This is a genomic window from Roseovarius confluentis, assembly GCF_002917925.1.
In the GTDB taxonomy this organism is placed as follows: Bacteria; Pseudomonadota; Alphaproteobacteria; order Rhodobacterales; family Rhodobacteraceae; genus Roseovarius; species Roseovarius confluentis.
This window is the reverse complement of sequence record NZ_PPFE01000001.1, coordinates 494528-510702: the sequence shown is the minus strand read 5'-3', so window position 1 is coordinate 510702 and position 16175 is coordinate 494528. Positions and strand designations below refer to the sequence as shown.

General features: G+C 62.0%; 14 protein-coding genes. 13 read left to right on the top strand and 1 reads right to left on the bottom strand.

Annotated features, from left to right (window positions below; genetic code table 11):
- The first annotated feature begins 25 nt into the window (after positions 1 to 25).
- The 11 genes from C2I35_RS02440 (at position 26) to C2I35_RS02390 (ending at position 11836) form a co-directional block, all read left to right on the top strand.
- Positions 26 to 808, top strand: a complete 783-nt coding sequence (locus C2I35_RS02440; RefSeq protein WP_103761417.1) for an N-formylglutamate amidohydrolase — start codon at positions 26 to 28, stop codon at positions 806 to 808.
- Complete coding sequence (locus C2I35_RS02435) at positions 805 to 1383, top strand: TRAP transporter small permease subunit (RefSeq protein ID WP_103761416.1); 579 nt, start codon at positions 805 to 807, stop codon at positions 1381 to 1383. The genes C2I35_RS02440 and C2I35_RS02435 overlap by 4 nt, the downstream gene beginning before the upstream one ends.
- On the top strand, positions 1383 to 2708 hold the full coding sequence (locus tag C2I35_RS02430; protein WP_103761415.1) for a TRAP transporter large permease: 1326 nt from the start codon (positions 1383 to 1385) through the stop codon (positions 2706 to 2708). The genes C2I35_RS02435 and C2I35_RS02430 overlap by 1 nt, the downstream gene beginning before the upstream one ends.
- Before the next feature lie 59 nt (positions 2709 to 2767).
- Positions 2768 to 3805, top strand: a complete 1038-nt coding sequence (locus tag C2I35_RS02425; protein ID WP_103761414.1) for a TRAP transporter substrate-binding protein — start codon at positions 2768 to 2770, stop codon at positions 3803 to 3805.
- Between the two features lie 63 nt (positions 3806 to 3868).
- Entirely contained in the window at positions 3869 to 5233 is a 1365-nt protein-coding gene (locus C2I35_RS02420) for a glutamine synthetase family protein (protein WP_103761413.1), read from the top strand.
- 2 nt (positions 5234 to 5235) lie between these two features.
- Positions 5236 to 6615 (top strand): aldehyde dehydrogenase family protein, encoded by a 1380-nt coding sequence (locus C2I35_RS02415; RefSeq protein ID WP_103761412.1) that lies wholly within the window; start codon positions 5236 to 5238, stop codon positions 6613 to 6615.
- Between the two features lies 1 nt (position 6616).
- Positions 6617 to 7762 carry an iron-containing alcohol dehydrogenase gene (locus tag C2I35_RS02410; RefSeq protein ID WP_103761411.1) on the top strand — a complete coding sequence of 382 codons (1146 nt, stop codon included), beginning with the start codon at positions 6617 to 6619 and terminating at the stop codon, positions 7760 to 7762.
- Positions 7763 to 7912: 150 nt separating this feature from the next.
- Positions 7913 to 8977 carry an extracellular solute-binding protein gene (locus C2I35_RS02405; protein ID WP_103761410.1) on the top strand — a complete coding sequence of 355 codons (1065 nt, stop codon included), beginning with the start codon at positions 7913 to 7915 and terminating at the stop codon, positions 8975 to 8977.
- Positions 8978 to 9035: 58 nt separating this feature from the next.
- A complete protein-coding gene (locus C2I35_RS02400) occupies positions 9036 to 10127 on the top strand; it encodes an ABC transporter ATP-binding protein (RefSeq protein ID WP_103761409.1) in 1092 nt (363 codons plus the stop codon).
- Positions 10127 to 10984 (top strand): ABC transporter permease, encoded by an 858-nt coding sequence (locus C2I35_RS02395; protein ID WP_103761408.1) that lies wholly within the window; start codon positions 10127 to 10129, stop codon positions 10982 to 10984. The genes C2I35_RS02400 and C2I35_RS02395 overlap by 1 nt, the downstream gene beginning before the upstream one ends.
- Before the next feature lie 3 nt (positions 10985 to 10987).
- Positions 10988 to 11836, top strand: coding sequence for an ABC transporter permease (locus tag C2I35_RS02390; RefSeq protein ID WP_103761407.1), 849 nt, complete (start codon positions 10988 to 10990; stop codon positions 11834 to 11836).
- A gap of 5 nt (positions 11837 to 11841) precedes the next feature.
- Here the strand turns inward: C2I35_RS02390 and C2I35_RS02385 are convergent, their stop codons facing one another.
- Positions 11842 to 13845 (bottom strand): DEAD/DEAH box helicase, encoded by a 2004-nt coding sequence (locus C2I35_RS02385; RefSeq protein ID WP_103761406.1) that lies wholly within the window; start codon positions 13843 to 13845, stop codon positions 11842 to 11844.
- 440 nt (positions 13846 to 14285) lie between these two features.
- Here C2I35_RS02385 and C2I35_RS02380 point away from each other — a divergent pair, with 440 nt between their 5' ends.
- Both C2I35_RS02380 and C2I35_RS02375 read left to right on the top strand, forming a co-directional pair.
- Complete coding sequence (locus tag C2I35_RS02380; RefSeq protein WP_103761405.1) at positions 14286 to 15371, top strand: GSCFA domain-containing protein; 1086 nt, start codon at positions 14286 to 14288, stop codon at positions 15369 to 15371.
- A complete protein-coding gene (locus tag C2I35_RS02375) occupies positions 15368 to 16165 on the top strand; it encodes a hypothetical protein (protein ID WP_103761404.1) in 798 nt (265 codons plus the stop codon). The genes C2I35_RS02380 and C2I35_RS02375 overlap by 4 nt, the downstream gene beginning before the upstream one ends.
- The last annotated feature ends 10 nt before the right edge of the window (positions 16166 to 16175 follow it).

Here is a 16175-nt window from a genome sequence, read left to right as displayed (position 1 = left end):
GACAGTTTTCGGGTCCCTCCCACTAATGGGCCGTGTGAATGGATCGAACACATACCGGATTCTTTCGCCCGAAGACGGGCACCCGTCGCAGGTTGTCAACCGCGGTGGGCAGGCGCCCGTCTGCCTTGTCTGTGAACATGCCAGCGCGGTGATCCCTGCCACGCTCGGCACGCTTGGCCTGGCCGAGGAGGACCGGTTTTCCCATGCGGTGTGGGATATCGGTGCCGAGGCGCTGGCCCGCGAGTTGTCGGCACGGCTCGATGCGCCGCTGGTCCTCGCCCGGGTGTCGCGGCTGGTCTATGATCTGAACCGTCCGCCCCAGGCGCCCGACGCGATGCCCGTCCAGAGCGGTGATGTCCCGGTGCCGGGAAATCGCGACCTGACCCAGGATGAAAAGGACGCGCGCACGGCGGAGGTCTATGACCCCTTCCATGCAACGTTGTCCGAGGTGCTCGATGGCTTTGACGCGCCGCCGGCCCTGGTCACGATCCACAGTTTCGCACCTATCTGGGACGGCAAGCCGCGCCTGACGCAGTTGGGCCTCTTGCACGACGCGGATGCTGGACTTGCGACGACAATGCTTCAGGTCGCGGACACCACGCTGGTGACCCATCTGAACGAGCCCTATTCGGCGCGTGACGGGGTGACCCATACGCTTGAACGACACGCAATCGCACGCGGGCTGAAAAACGTGATGATCGAAGTGCGCAACGACTTGCTGACCGCAGAGGCGGACGTGGCCCGGATCGCAACAGAACTGGCGGGTATGCTGATCGCTGCGCTGGATCTGCAGGGCGCGCCGGCATGACCGCGGCAATGCTGAAATACGTCGCGGTCATCGACCGCTTGAACCGCTGGATCGGGCGGATCGTGATGTACGGGATCTTCGTGATGATGGCGATCCTGCTGTGGTCGTCCTTTACCAAGCTGGGCAGCGATATCGGGCTCGATATCAACCCATCGCTCTGGACGCTGGAAATGGCACAGTTCGCGATGGTCGCCTATTACATCCTCGGCGGACCGTACTCGATCCAGATGGGCTCGAACGTGCGCATGGACCTGCTCTATGGCGAGTGGAGCGACCGGCGCAAGGCGCAGGTCGATGCCTTCACCGTGCTCTTCCTGATCGTCTACTTGGGGTTTCTGCTCTGGGGTGGCTGGGACAGCCTGATGTATTCCTTCCAGTATGGCGGCGAGCGCAGCAACAGTGTCTGGCGGCCTTACCTCTGGCCGATCAAGCTGATCATGGTCGTGGGCATCTTCCTGATGCTGCTTCAGGCCATCAGCGAATTCTTCAAGGATATCCTGCGTCTGAAGGGGCACGACATGGGTCCCAAGGACCAAGACAGTTCTGACGCCCGGCCCGAGGGGACCCGCACCTGATGCCGTATGAAGCCATCGCCGCGCTGATGTTCGCCTCCATGATGCTGATGCTGCTGACCGGCCAGCGGGTCTTCGGCGCTATCGGGTTCGTGGCCGTCGTCGCGGCGTTCTTCCTGTGGGGCGACCGGGGCGGCTATGACCTCGGCTTTGCCGCCGCGATCAAGCTGATGAAATGGTATCCGCTGCTGACGCTGCCGATGTTCATCTTCATGGGCTACGTCCTGTCGGAAAGCCGCATCGCGGATGATCTATACCGCATGTTCCACGTCTGGATGGGCGGGCTGTCGGGCGGGTTGGCCGTGGGCACGATCGGGCTGATGGTGCTGATCTCGGCCATGAACGGGCTTTCGGTGGCGGGCATGGCCATTGGCGCCACCATCGCGCTGCCCGAGCTGTTGAAGCGAGGGTACGACAAGCGGATGGTCACCGGGGTGATACAGGCAGGCTCATCGCTGGGCATCCTCGTGCCACCCTCGGTCGTGCTGGTGCTGTATGCCATGATCGCTCGCCAGCCGGTCGGTCAGCTCTGGCTTGCCGGCGTGTTGCCGGGGCTGATGATGGCGGGGATGTTTGTCCTATACATCGTGATCCGCTGCCGCCTGAACCCGACGCTTGGCCCGATCCTGCCCAAGGAAGAGCGCAACATCCCGATGGGCGAGAAAATCCGCCTGCTGGGCGCGGGCCTGCTGCCGCTTTTCATCTTCTTCACCATGATGGTGCCCTTCGTGAACGGCTGGACCTCCCTCGTGGAATCCTCGGCCATCGGCGCCATTGCCGCCTTCCTGGCCGCCGTGGTCAAGGGCCGCATGACGCGGCAGGTGTTCGAGACCTCGGTGCGCAAGACGCTTGGCATCTCCTGCATGTTCATGTGGATCATCCTGGCCGCGCTGGCCTTCGGCTCGGTCTTCGACGGGCTGGGCGCGGTCAAGGCGATCGAGAGCCTCTTCACCGAACAGCTGGGCCTCAGCCCCTGGATGATCCTGATCCTGATGCAGCTGTCGTTCATCGTGATGGGCACGTTCCTCGACGACACCGCGATGCTGGTGATCGTGGCTCCGCTCTACGTGCCGCTGGTGGGCGCGCTCGGCTTCGACCTGATCTGGTACGGCGTGCTCTACACGATCACCACGCAAATCGCCTACATGACGCCGCCCTTCGGCTATAACCTGTTCCTGATGCGCGCGATGGCGCCGCCCCAGATCACGCTGAAGGACATCTACACCTCCATCCTGCCCTTCGTGCTGGTGATGGTGGTGGCGCTGTCGACGATTATGATCTTCCCCGAAATCGCGCTTTGGCTGCCGGGGTATGTCTATGGAAATTAAACAAAAGACCTTGGTCACAAGGCGTTCGAGCAACTGAACCTAACAGAGAGGGTATAACAATGACGACAAGACGTAATTTCCTGAGAGCGGCCGGTGCGGCCGTACCGGCGACGCTTGCAACCCCTGCGATCGTCAAGGCGCAATCCGCGATCAAGTGGCGCTTCCAGACCTATGCCGGCAGCGCGCTTGGAGAACAGGTGACCAAACCGGCCATCGATTACATCAACGCGAACGCCAATGGCGAGCTGGAGATCGAGCTGTTCTATGCCGACCAGATCGTGCCCACCGGCGAGCTTTTCCAGGCGCTTCAGCGCGGCACGATCGACGGTGTTCATTCGGACGACGACTCGATGGCCTCGCCCACGCCGCTGCGCATGTTCGGCGGGTATTTCCCGTTTGCGACCAAGCACATCCTCGACGTGCCGGTGCTCTTCAACCAGTACGGTCTCGCCGATATCTGGCGCGAGGAATACGGCAAGGTCGGCGTGCAATGGCTGTCGGCGGCAGGGCAGGACCCGTGCAATTTCAACACCAAGAAGGAAATCACCTCGGTCGACGACCTTGACGGGCTGAAGCTCTATACCTTCCCCACGGCGGGCCGGTTCCTGGCCAAGTTCGGCGTCGTGCCGGTGAACATCCCCTACGAGGATGCCGAGGTTGCCGTGCAAACGGGCGAGCTCGACGGCATGGCCTGGTCGGGCATCACCGAGGACTACACCGTTGGCTGGGCCGACGTGACCGACTACTTCCTGACCAACAACATCTCGGGCGCGTGGATCGGCTCTTGGTTCGCCAACCAGGAACGCTGGGCCGAATTGCCCGATCACCTGAAATCGGTCGTCATGGCCGGTGTCGAGGCCGGGCACACCTATCGCAACCAGTGGTACTGGGGCGGCGAGGCTGCGCTGCGCGCCAATGGAGACAAGTTGGAACTGCGCTCTGTGGCCGCGTCCGAATGGGCCGAGGTCGAGAACGCCGCCAAGGAATTCTGGGACGAAGTCGCCCAGGAAGGCGAGGTTCACGAGAAGATCGTCGGCATCTTCCGCGAGTACAACTCGGTCATCAACCAGGCCGGCGCGCCCTACAACTTCGAGTAAGCCAGCCCAAAGACCCGGAGCGCCTTTTCCCAAGGCGCTCCGTTCATTTCAAGGAGAACACACATGACCGCCAATCTGAGCTTCGACGCGCTAAAGAAGCTTGCCTCGAAAGGCGAGATCGACACGGTCCTCGTCTGCCTTGTGGACATGCAGGGGCGGCTCATGGGCAAACGGTTCCATGTCTCGAACTTCCTCGACTCCGCGTACGAGGAAACCCATTGCTGCAATTACCTGCTGGCCACGGACCTCGAGATGGCCACGCCCGAGGGCTACCAGGCGACCTCGTGGGAGAAGGGCTATGGCGATTACGTGATGAAGCCGGACCTCGGGACGCTGCGCCGGCTGCCGTGGCTTGAGGGCACCGCGCTGGTGCTGTGCGATATTATCGACCACCACACGCACGAGCCTGTCCCGCATACCCCGCGCCAGATCCTCAAGGCCCAGATCGCGCGGGCCGAGGCGATGGGCTTTACCCCGATGATGGCGACCGAACTGGAGTTCTTCCTGTTCGAGAAATCCTTTGACGAGATCCGCAAGGAGGGCTTCCGCAGCCTGACTCCGATCAGCGGCTACAACGAGGACTACAATATCTTCCAGACCACGAAGGAAGAGCATGTCATGCGCCCGATCCGCAACCTGCTGTTCGAGGCGGGCGTGCCGGTCGAGAACACCAAGGGCGAGGCCGAGACCGGGCAAGAGGAACTGAACATCCGCTATGCCGAGGCCATGCTCTGTGCCGATCACCACACGATCGCCAAGCAGGCCGTGAAGGAGATCGCGAACCAGCACGGCCACGCCGCCAGTTTCCTGCCCAAGTGGCACGCCGACAAGGTGGGTTCCGCCGCGCATATCCACCAGTCGCTGTTCAAAGGCGACACGCCGGCGTTTTACGATACGGATGCGGAGCTGACCATGTCCGACACGCTGAAAAGCTATGTTGCGGGCCTGCTGAAATATTCCACCGACATCACCTATTTCCTCGCGCCCTACATCAACAGCTACAAACGCTTGATGCCGGGCACCTTCGCCCCCACCAAGATCGCGTGGAGCATCGACAACCGCACCGCCTGTTACCGGCTGGTGGGCGACGGCACGAAAGGCGTGCGCATCGAATGCCGGACGCCGGGTTCGGACATCAACCCGTACCTGGCCTGCGCTGCGCAACTGGCCGCCGGGCTGTGCGGGATCGAAGAGGGGCTGGAGCTGTCGCCCCCCGTCACCGGTGACGTCTACAAGATGGACGATGTGCCGATGCTGCCCCACACCCTGCGGGCCGCGACGGAAACCCTGCGCAGCTCCGACATGCTGCGCCGGGTGATGGGCGACGCCGTGGTCGATCACTACACCCGCGCCGCCGAGGTCGAGCAGGAAACGTTTGATGCCGTCGTGACCGACTGGGAAATCGCGCGCGGATTTGAAAGGGCATGAGCATGAGCAAGACGGTTGACCTGATTTCGCCGATTGATGGATCGGTTTATATCACGCGCGATGTGCTGCCGCGCGACGCGGCGGTGGCGGCCACCGACAAGGCCCGCGCGGCGCAGGCGGGCTGGGCCGCAAAACCATTGGCCGAGCGTGTCGCCGCCCTGCGCAAAGCTGATGAGATCATCGGGGCCGACACCGATCGCATGGCGCTTGAACTGGCGCATCAAATGGGGCGTCCGGTACGCTATGGCGGCGAATATGGCGGCTTCAGCGAACGCCTGAGTTACATGGCCGAGATCGCCGCCGAGGGGCTGGCCGAGGACGTGATCGAGGACAGCGACACCGCCCGCCGCGTCATCAAGCGCGTGCCATGGGGTGTCGTCCTGGTCGTGGCGCCGTGGAACTATCCCTACATGACGGCGATCAACACGGTCGCGCCCGCGCTGATCGCGGGTAACTCCGTCATCCTCAAACATGCCAGCCAGACCTTGCAGGTGGGCGAGCACCTGGCCGAGGCGCTGCACGCGGCGGGTGTGCCAAAGGACGTGTTCCAGAACGTGGTCATCGACCATGACACGACCGACGCCCTGATCGCGGGCCGCCACGTGGATTTCGTGAATTTCACCGGCTCGGTCGGGGGCGGGCAGGCGATGGAACGGGCCGCCGCGGGGACGTTCACGCCGGTCTCGACCGAACTTGGTGGCAAGGACCCCGGATATGTGCGCGCCGACGCCGATCTCGACGCGGCCGTCGACGGGCTGATGGATGGTGCGATGTTCAACGCGGGCCAATGCTGCTGCGGGATCGAGCGGATTTACGTCGCCGAACCCCTGTTCGATGCCTTTGTCGAAAAGGCCGTCGCCTGGGTCAAGGCGCAGAAACTGGGCAACCCGCTTGAGGCCGAGACGACGCTTGGCCCGATGGCCAATGTCCGCTTTGCCAAGGAAGTCCGCGCACAGATTGCCGAGGCGCTGGAGGACGGGGCCACCGCCCATATCGACCGGATGCAGGCGGATGACGGCGCCAACACCTATGTCACCCCGCAGGTCCTGACCAATGTCACTCACGACATGCGGGTGATGCGCGACGAATCCTTCGGCCCCGTGGTCGGCATCATGCCCGTGGCCGATGATGACACCGCGATCCGCCTGATGAACGACAGCCGCTTTGGCCTGACCGCCTCGGTCTGGACACGCGATAGCGCGGCGGCGGAACGCATCGGCGACCGGATCGAGACCGGCACCGTCTTCATGAACCGCTGCGACTACCTCGACCCCGCCTTGTGCTGGACCGGCTGCAAGGATACCGGCCACGGCGCGGGGCTGTCGAAACTCGCCTACCAGGCCCTGACGCGGCCCAAATCCTATCACTTGAGAAAGATCTGACATGGCTCTTACCGGAAACTGGTCCTATCCCACGAACATGCGCTTCGGCGCCGGACGCATTGCCGAGATCGGCGAGGCGTGCCGCGCCGCGGGCATGAGCAAACCGCTTCTGGTCACCGACCGGGGGCTGAAATCCATGGATATCACCACCAAGACGCTCGACCTGATGGAGGCCGCCGGGCTGGGCCGGACGATCTTCGCCGAGGTCGATCCCAACCCCTCGGACGCGAATGTCGAGGAAGGGCTGAAATTCTACCGTGATGGCGGCTTCGACGGCGTCATCGCCTTTGGCGGCGGCTCCGGCCTTGATCTCGCCAAGACGCTGGCCTTCATGGCCGGACAGACGCGCCCGGTCTGGGATTTCGAGGATATCGGCGACTGGTGGACCCGCGCCGACCCCGACGGCATCCACCCCATCGTCGCCGTGCCCACAACCGCCGGGACCGGCTCGGAAGTGGGGCGCGCCTCGGTCATCACCAATTCGGCCACGCATGAGAAAAAGATCATCTTCCACCCCAAGATGCTGCCGGCAATCGTCATCTGTGACCCCGAACTGACGGTGGGCATGCCCAAGCACATCACGGCGGGCACCGGCCTCGATGCCTTCGCCCATTGCGTCGAGGCCTATTCCAGCCCGCACTACCACCCGATGAGCCAGGGAATCGCGCTCGAAGGGATGCGGCTGGTCAAGGACTACCTGCCGCGCGCCTATGCCGACGGCACCGATATCGAGGCACGCGCCAACATGATGAGTGCCGCCGCCATGGGCGCCACGGCCTTTCAAAAGGGCCTTGGCGCGATCCATGCGCTCAGCCACCCCATCGGGGCGCATCACCATACCCATCACGGCACGACCAACGCCGTCTGCATGCCCGCCGTCCTGCAATTCAACGAACCCGCGATCCGCGAGCGTTTCGGTCCGGCGGCGGCCTATCTTGGCATCGAGGGCGGCTTTGACGGGTTCTGCGCCTTCGTGGACCAGCTGAACGACAGCCTTGGCATCCCCAAGACGCTGACCGAACTGGGCGTTGCCGACCCCGACCTCGACACGCTTGTGGATGCGGCGCTGAGGGATCCGTCGACAGGCGGCAACCCGATCGAGATGACGGCCGAGAATACGCGAAAGCTTTTCGAGGCTTGTCTCTGACGCAAAAGGAAAAAAGTGACCGGGCAGGGGGCCTGACAAGAAACTGTCAAGAAACTCAGGCAAAAGGCACGGACTCGTCAAAGAGTTTGACCAAATGGTCAATGCTGATCATCCTGCACGTAAATAATCATCCACCAGAGGGGGACACCCATGAAAAAGACACTGCTCACGACAACCTGCCTGGCCGTGTTCGGCCTGTCGCAGGCCGCCACCGCCGACACGCTGCGCCTGCTGACCTGGGGCGGCTACGCGCCCGACGAGGTCGTCGAGATGTTCGAGGAACAGACCGGCCACACCGTCGAGGTCACCAAGTCCAACAACGAGGAAATGATCGCCAAGCTGCGCGCCACGGGCGGCGGCGGCTTCGACCTCGCCCAGCCCTCGCAGGACCGCATCATGGGCCCGCAGATGGAATTCGGCATCTACAAACCCATGGACCTGTCGAAGATCGACGAGTCGCTCTTCATCCCCTCCATGCTGGAAGCGACCAAGGGCAACACCACCGTGAACGGCGAAGTCTACGGCGTGCCGCATGTCTGGGGCACCTCCGGCCTGGTGATGAACACCGCCGAGGCGGGCGACGTGGTCAAGGACTACACCGACCTCTGCGACCCCGCGCTGGAAGGCAAGGTCTCTTACCGCCTGAAGCGCCCCACCCTGATCGGCTTTGCCTTCGCCATGGGCGAGGACCCGTTCGCCGCCTATGGCGACGAGGCCAAGTACAAAGAGATCATGGAAAAGGTCGAAGCCAAGCTGACCGAGTGCAAGTCCAACGTGAAAGCCTATTGGAGCGGCGGCGACGAGCTGATGAACCTGCTGCGCTCGGGCGAGGTCACGGCGTCGATGGCGTGGGATACCGGCGGCTGGAAGCTGAACGAGGACAATTCCGACATCACCTTCGTCGCCCCGGCCTCGGGTGCGCTTGGCTGGATCGACACGTTCGTTCTGCCCGCCAAGGGACAGGCCGACGATGTGGCCTACGAGTGGATCAACTTCGTGATGCAGCCCGAGGTTTCGGCCAAGATCACCGCGGCGGCGGGCAATTTCACCGCGTCTGCCGGGGCTGATGAGTATGCCGAGGACGCGCTCAAGGCCAAGTACCAGGACAGCTTCCCGCCGGAAGCGGTCGACAACATCAAGTGGTACCCGCCGGTTCCCGCCGGTCTGGAGGCCATCGAAGGCGAAGTCCTGGACCGCGTTCAGGCTGCCAACTGATCGCCCATGAAAACGCGGCACCCTTTCGCAGGGTGCCGCCCTGTGAACGGCCCCCTGCATGACCCCTGATCTTGAATGCGTCGACCTGGTAAAGCGTTTCGGCGACACGACCGCCGTCGACAACGTGTCGTTTTCCGTGCCGCCGGGCAGTTTCTTTTCCATCCTCGGCCCGTCGGGCTGTGGCAAGACGACGATCATGCGCATGATCGCGGGGTTTCTGGAACCCACGTCGGGTGACATCCGCATCAAGGGTGGCACGGTTCTGGACACGCCACCCAACAAGCGCCCGGTGAACATGGTGTTCCAGCACCTCGCGCTGTTCCCGATGATGACCATCGCCGACAATATCGGCTACGGTCTGCGGCGGCAGGGCATGGCCAAGGCCCAGATCGCCCGTAAGGTGGACGAGGCGCTGGACCGCATTGGCCTGCCCGGCATCGGCGCGCGCAAGGTCGACGAGCTGTCAGGCGGGCAAAAGCAACGCGTGGCCATCGCCCGCTGCATGGTGCTGGAACCCGATGTGCTGCTCTTGGACGAGCCCCTGGGGGCGCTTGACCTCAAGCTGCGCGAGCACATGAAGATCGAGCTGAAGGCGCTTCAGGCGGCCTTCGACACCACCTTCGTCTACATCACCCACGACCAGTCCGAGGCGCTGGTCATGTCTGACCAGATCGCCGTCATGAACGCCGGGCGGTTCGAGCAGGTCGGCACGGGCCAGGACCTCTATTACAGGCCCGACACGCCCTTCGTTGCCGGCTTCATCGGTGAGGCCAACCGCTGGATAGGGCGCATCGACCGCGTCGAAGGCTCAATGCTGGAGATGCGGACGGATTCCGGCCTTGCCATGCGCGCGACCGCGGCCCAGGCGCTGGCCAAGGGCGACGCCGCGGAAATCTTTGTCCGGCCCGAGTCAGTCCACCTCGCCGCCAGTGCCGAGGCGTTGTCGCAATTCGACAACCGTTTGCAGGGAACCGTGACAAGCATTTTGTTCAACGGCGCCGCCTCGCGTGTGCTGGTCGAAGATGACGCCGGCGAAACGCTCGAAGTCACGCTGCCCCAGACCGGGGAATTCGCCAGCCTGAAACGTGGTGACATGGTGCATATCGGCTGGGGCGCGGCACAGGCGACCTGCTTTGCCGGGGCCGCCTGATGCGTGCCGAGGCCCGGATCGGGTTCATCCTGCTGCTGACGCCGCTTTTGTTGTGGCTGGGGCTGCTGATCGTCATCCCGCATATCGACATGCTGATGATCTCGCTGCGCGAACGCATCAGTTTCGGCGTCTACGAGCCCAGCCTGACGCAATACGACAAGGCCCTGACCGAACCGCTTTACCTGCGCACCTTCTGGCGCACGGCGGTGATGTCGGTGCTGGCCACGGCCATCACCCTGCTGATCGCCTTTCCGGTGGCCTACTACATCGCCAAGATGGCACGGGGTCGGTTGCAGCAAGTGCTGTTCATGCTTTGCCTGATCCCGTTCTACGTCTCGGAACTGGTGCGCACCTTCGGCTGGATGATCCTGCTGCGGGAAACCGGTCTCGTGTCCAACCTGCTGCAATGGACGGGGCTGGCCGATCAACCGGTCGAGATGCTCTACAACGACGCGGCCATGATGGTGGGCCTCGTCTATACCTCGATGCTGTTCATGGTGGTCCCGCTGGTCACGACGCTGGAAAGCCTCGACGACAGCGTGGTCGAGGCAGGCTACGACCTCGGCGGCAGCGGCCTGTCGGTCCTGCGCGAGATCATCATCCCGCACGCCATGCCGGGGATCGTCTCGGGTTGCATCGTGGTGTTCATGCTCAGCTTGGGCAACTACCTCACGCCGACCATGCTGGGCGGCAAGGACAGCCTGTGGTTCACCGAGATGATCTATAACCAGTTCATCGTCCGCTCCAACTGGGAGCTTGGCGCGGCCTTCGGCTTCATGCTGCTGGTGCTGTCATCGGTGATCGTCTGGGGCATGCTGCGCCTGACGGGCCGCACCCTGCAGGAAACGATGGGGTAGCCCATGATCCCGACCATTCCACGTTCCCGCAGCTTTCGCGTCCTCTACGGCGGTTATGTCCTGCTGTTCTTCCTCTATCTCGCGCTGCCCCTGACCGTCGTCGCCGTCTTCGCCTTCAACGACAGCCAGTTTCCGTCGCTGCCGTGGGAAGGCTTCACCTGGAACTGGTTCTTCGGAGAGGACCGTCCCCAGATCGGCGTCTTCCACGAACGCGGCATCCTGCGCGCGGTGGGTACCTCGGCCTTCGTCGCCACCTGCGTCGCGGTCCTGTCGGTGAGTGTCGGGACCACGAACGCCTTCCTGTTCAACCGCTACGAATTCCGCGGCAAGGGCGCGCTTTATGTCCTGATGCTGCTGCCGCTGGTCATTCCCGGGATCGTGCTCGGTATATCTATCCTCGTCTTCTCCTCGACGCTGGCGAACGGGATCTGGAACGCGGCGGAAGTGGATATCCAGGCGCTGCGCCCCGGATTGCTGCTGGTGATCCTTGGGCAGTTCTCCTTTATCACCACCATCGCGACGCTGGTCATCACCGCCCGGCTGCAGAAATTCGACCGCACGCTGGAAGAGGCCGCGCTGAACCTCGGCGCCACGCGCCTGACGGCCGTGCGCACGATCACCATCCCGTTCCTGATGCCGGCGATGATCGGCGCGCTGGTGGTGGCGTTCCTGATGAGTTTCGAGAACTTCAACACCACGCTCATGCTGGTCGGCTCCGACGCGCCCCTGACCATCGCCATGTTCGACCGCCTGAAAGAAGGTTCGACGCCGCTTCTGAACGCGGTTTCCCTTCTATTGATGCTGGGTTCGTCGCTCCTGGCGCTTCTCGTGATCCTGTTCCAGCGCCGATAGGGATCCTACCGCCGCGGCGTCCCCGGCTTCTCGGACGACGCTCTCTTCTGCGCCGCGCGCGCCCGGTTCTTCTTGCTGTTGGGCTTGCCCTTCGGCGGTGGCGGCCCCTTGCCAGCCCGCTTGGAGGCAGGTTTTCCACCGGCTTTGGCCTTACCGGCCTTACCGGCCTTGCCTGCGTCTTTCGGCATGTCATCGTCGCCCCGCGCCCCGTGCCGGGGTTTGCCCAAGGGGGCATGCACCGCCGGATCGGGCGCCTTCGTCTCGCGCTGTCGCGCCGGGGGTGTCGCGTCCCTGCGGTCCTCGGGCTTGGGCTTGCGGCGGCGCGGCGCGGGCGTGTCATTCCAATCGACGGGCGTCGTGTCCCCCTTGGACGACCCCGGTTTTGCCTTGGGGCCGCGCTCTGGTTTGCCGGGCCGGAAGGGCGGCAGGTCCGGTGCCGCGTCAAGGCGGCGAAGCTTCTTGCTGCCCTCGATCGTCATCCCTGGACCGATAGTGTCGAGGAAACCGGGCACGCTGGCCTCGCGGATCTCGATATAGGACAGGTCATCGGCCACGCGGATCGCGCCGATATCGTCCTTGCTCAGCCCGCCCGCCTTGCAAACCATCGGCAGCAGGTGTCGGGGCGAGGCCGCCTGGTTGCGCCCTTCGGACAGCGAGAACCAGACGCTGGGGCCGAACGCGGCGCGCGGTTTCGGCTTGTCGGGCTTGCCCGGTTTGACGGGGCTCAAATCCTCGGGCGCGGAATGGCGCAGCTTGTACTGACGCAGGTAGGCGGCGGCGATCTGCTCGGGCGTGAAGCGTTCCAGCAGTTGGTCCACCGACGCGCGCTCGCCTTCGGTGATCTCCGCCTGCCAGTCATCGGCATCCAGCATGCGCACCTGATCCTGCGCATCCACCTCCGCCGCCGACGGCGCGGCGGTCCATTCCGCTGTCAGCTTGGCGAACTTCAGGATGCGCTCCGCCTTCTTGCGGGCCGAGGGCACGACGATCAGCGCGCTGACCCCCTTGCGTCCCGCGCGGCCGGTGCGGCCCGATCTGTGCAAAAGTGTCTCGTGGCTGCTGGGCAGTTCGGCATGCACCACCAGGTCCAGCTTGGGCAGGTCGATGCCCCGTGCGGCCACATCGGTCGCCACGCAAACCCGCGCCCGCCCGTCGCGCATGGATTGCAGCGCGTTGGAGCGTTCGCTCTGCGTCAACTCCCCCGACAAGGCCACGACCGAAAATCCCCGGTTCGACAGCCGCGTCGTCAGCCGCGCGACCATGGCCCGCGTGTTGCAAAAGACGATGGCATTCGGCGCCTCATAGTAGCGCAACACGTTGATGACCGCGTTCTCGTTGTCATGCGCTGCAACCGACATCGCGCGATAGGCGATATCCGAGTGCTGCGCCTCCTCGCCAACGGTCGAGATCCGCTCGGCATCCCGCTGATAGCTTTGCGCCAGCCTGGCAATGGCGGTGGGAACCGTGGCCGAGAACAACAGCGTCTGACGCGCCTCCGGCGTCTGCTCCAGGATGAACTCCAGGTCCTCGCGAAACCCGAGGTCCAGCATCTCGTCCGCCTCGTCCAGCACCGCTGCCCGTACCGCCGACAGGTCGATGGACCCGCGCATGATATGATCCCGCAACCGCCCGGGCGTGGCGACGACGATATGGGCGCCGCGCGCCAGCGCCCGCCGTTCATCCCGCATGTCCATGCCGCCGACGCAAGAGGCCAGCACCGCGCCCGCATCGGCGTAAAGCCAGCCAAGCTCGCGTTTGACCTGCATCGCAAGCTCGCGGGTCGGTGCCACGATTAACGCCAGGGGCGCGTCAGCCTGCTCGAAGGTATCCGCGTCGTCCAGCAGCGTGGAGGCGATCGCCAGCCCGAAACCGATCGTCTTGCCGGATCCTGTCTGCGCCGAGACCAACAGGTCACGGCCCTCCAGTTCAGGTTGGGTGACAGCCTGCTGGACAGGGGTCAGGACGTCATAGCCTTTACGGGCCAGCGCATTCGCAAGGGTGTGTTTCAAGGGCCTGGTGCTTTTCCTGGGAAAGACGTGTCAGCCGGGCGGCGCTTGGACCGCCGGCAAGTGCCGGGCAATACCCCCTCGGGCCGTCTTTGTATAGGCACTAATCGACGATTGATGAATAGCTTTGCTCTATGACGCACCGTTAGACCTACGTGGCGCATCCCGCCTTTCACGTTCGCCGAAACACGCAGGTGTTTGCAGGGGTCAAAACCCCCGCCTTAAAGGGCATGCCGGTTCGGGTCCGGCCTTGGGTGCTAGGTACCTCGGTGGGCAGGTCAGACGCGGAACCGCCGATGGCTTCATTGGCGAGGCGGATTATCCCTTGGTCCGAACAAATCGCGCAGGTCCCACATAAGAACTCTGCCTTGGTATCATTGAAAAGAATCGACTAGTCTCTTGTTGTATTAACGTTTCCGAAAACCCGTGGACTGAAAGCTGGTATGGCAAACTCACCTTATTCCAAGTTGCCTCCCCAAGCGTTTTGGCGACAAGGTGTCGTTCAAAGGCATGAGAATGCCATTCATGAGCTGTACACGCCCAAATTTCCAATCCGAAAGAGTGACCGGTTTGTAACGGCCGGGTCCTGCTTCGCGCAGCACATCGGAAGATCGCTCAAAGAAGAAGGGTTCAATGTCGTAGACGAAGAGCCTTTTCCACAGCGAGGATTGAAAGCTATTCCTGTGGAAACCCGCAGAGCTTTGGGTTTTGACCTGTATTCTGCCCGGTATGGCAACATTTACACCTCTCGACAGTTGTTACAGCTTGATAAAGAGGCGCATGGCGATCTGGAGCTGACTGATCCCATCTGGGAGAAAGATGCTACGTATTTCGATAGTCAAAGGCCGAATATCGACATAGCGGGTTTCGAGCTGGCAGAAACCGTCAGAGAAAATCGGAAACATCATCTGGATTGTGTCCGGCAAGCATTCTCAAAAGCAGATATTTTTGTTTTCACATTCGGATTAACAGAGACTTGGGCACATCGAGCGTCTGGCGAAGTTTATCCCGTCGCGCCAGGAGTGATCGCCGGTACCCACGATGATGAAACATACACTTTCAAAAACCTGGGTTATTCGGACGTTCTTTCTGATTTCCTCGAATTCCGTGAAAGGATGATGTCCAGAAATCCAGAGGTGAGGTTCCTAGTCACGGTCTCGCCCGTTCCGTTGACGGCAACCATGTCGGGCCAGCATGTCGAAATCGCGACTGTACGCTCAAAGTCGATTTTGCGCGCAGTCTGTGCGGAGCTTTATGACTCGTTCGAGAACGTGGACTACTTCCCCTCTTACGAAATGACGACATCACAAAAGAACCAAGGTGGTGCGTTCGCTTCCAACCTGAGAACCGTGAAACCCTCGGCCGTTGAATTGGTCATGAATTCTTTTCTGAAGGCGCATGGATATAACAGTGAATTGACGATCGAGGGCGGTGTCTCAAGCCCCGGGCTTGCAGAGGATCACGACATGGATTCAGAGGACGATCTGGTTTGTGAGGAGATGCTTCTGGACGGTTTTGGAAGCCAATGAAGATACTTGTAATTGGAAATTCTCACGCGGCGTCTCTGAAGCAGGGGTTTGACAGGGTAAGAAATCTCCCAGAACAGATTGAACTGACTTGGTTCACATGTGCGGGACGAGAGTTTTACAAGTTGACTTGTGACAAGCACAGCTTTGGCCTTCAGAATGCCACGCGGAAACCTGAAATAGAACGGAAATTGATCAAGAGAAATGGAGCGGCGCGCATATCGATAGAGGCCTTTGATCGGATATTGATCGCCGGGCACACGAACGGCTTTCTTGAGATCATAACGTTATTGGCTCAATTCGGCGTTGAAGCCGTCCATGCCAAGCCAAGTACGCCAATATTGACGAAAGATGGCTTTACGCAGTGCCTGGACCACATATTGCAGTCAAGAATTCCGAACTGGGGATCTTCCGTCACGGGAATTCCGGTCGATATGATTCCTGCGCCTCGCCTTACCGATGATGTCGAGCCATTCCTGGGCAGCGCACCGAAGTTTAGATTTTGCAGAGATCTGCGGAAAGAGAATGAGCGACTGTTCGAAATTCTTTCTTTCGCGGAACAACGGTACGCAGCTTTTGCGTCAGATGCCGGAATTCATGTTCTTCCTCAGCCGGACAAAACAATTTCGAAAATCACCGGACTGACATTACCAATTTTCAATCGCCAGATAGAAAGTATCTTCGGTCAGGCGAAGGCCCCTGATGGCGCTCATGTCAACTGGGAGTACGGTCTATTGGCCGCCGAAGACTATTTAAATTACATCAATGCGGCTCTGCCACAAAAGGTCCGGCATTGAATTCGGTTGC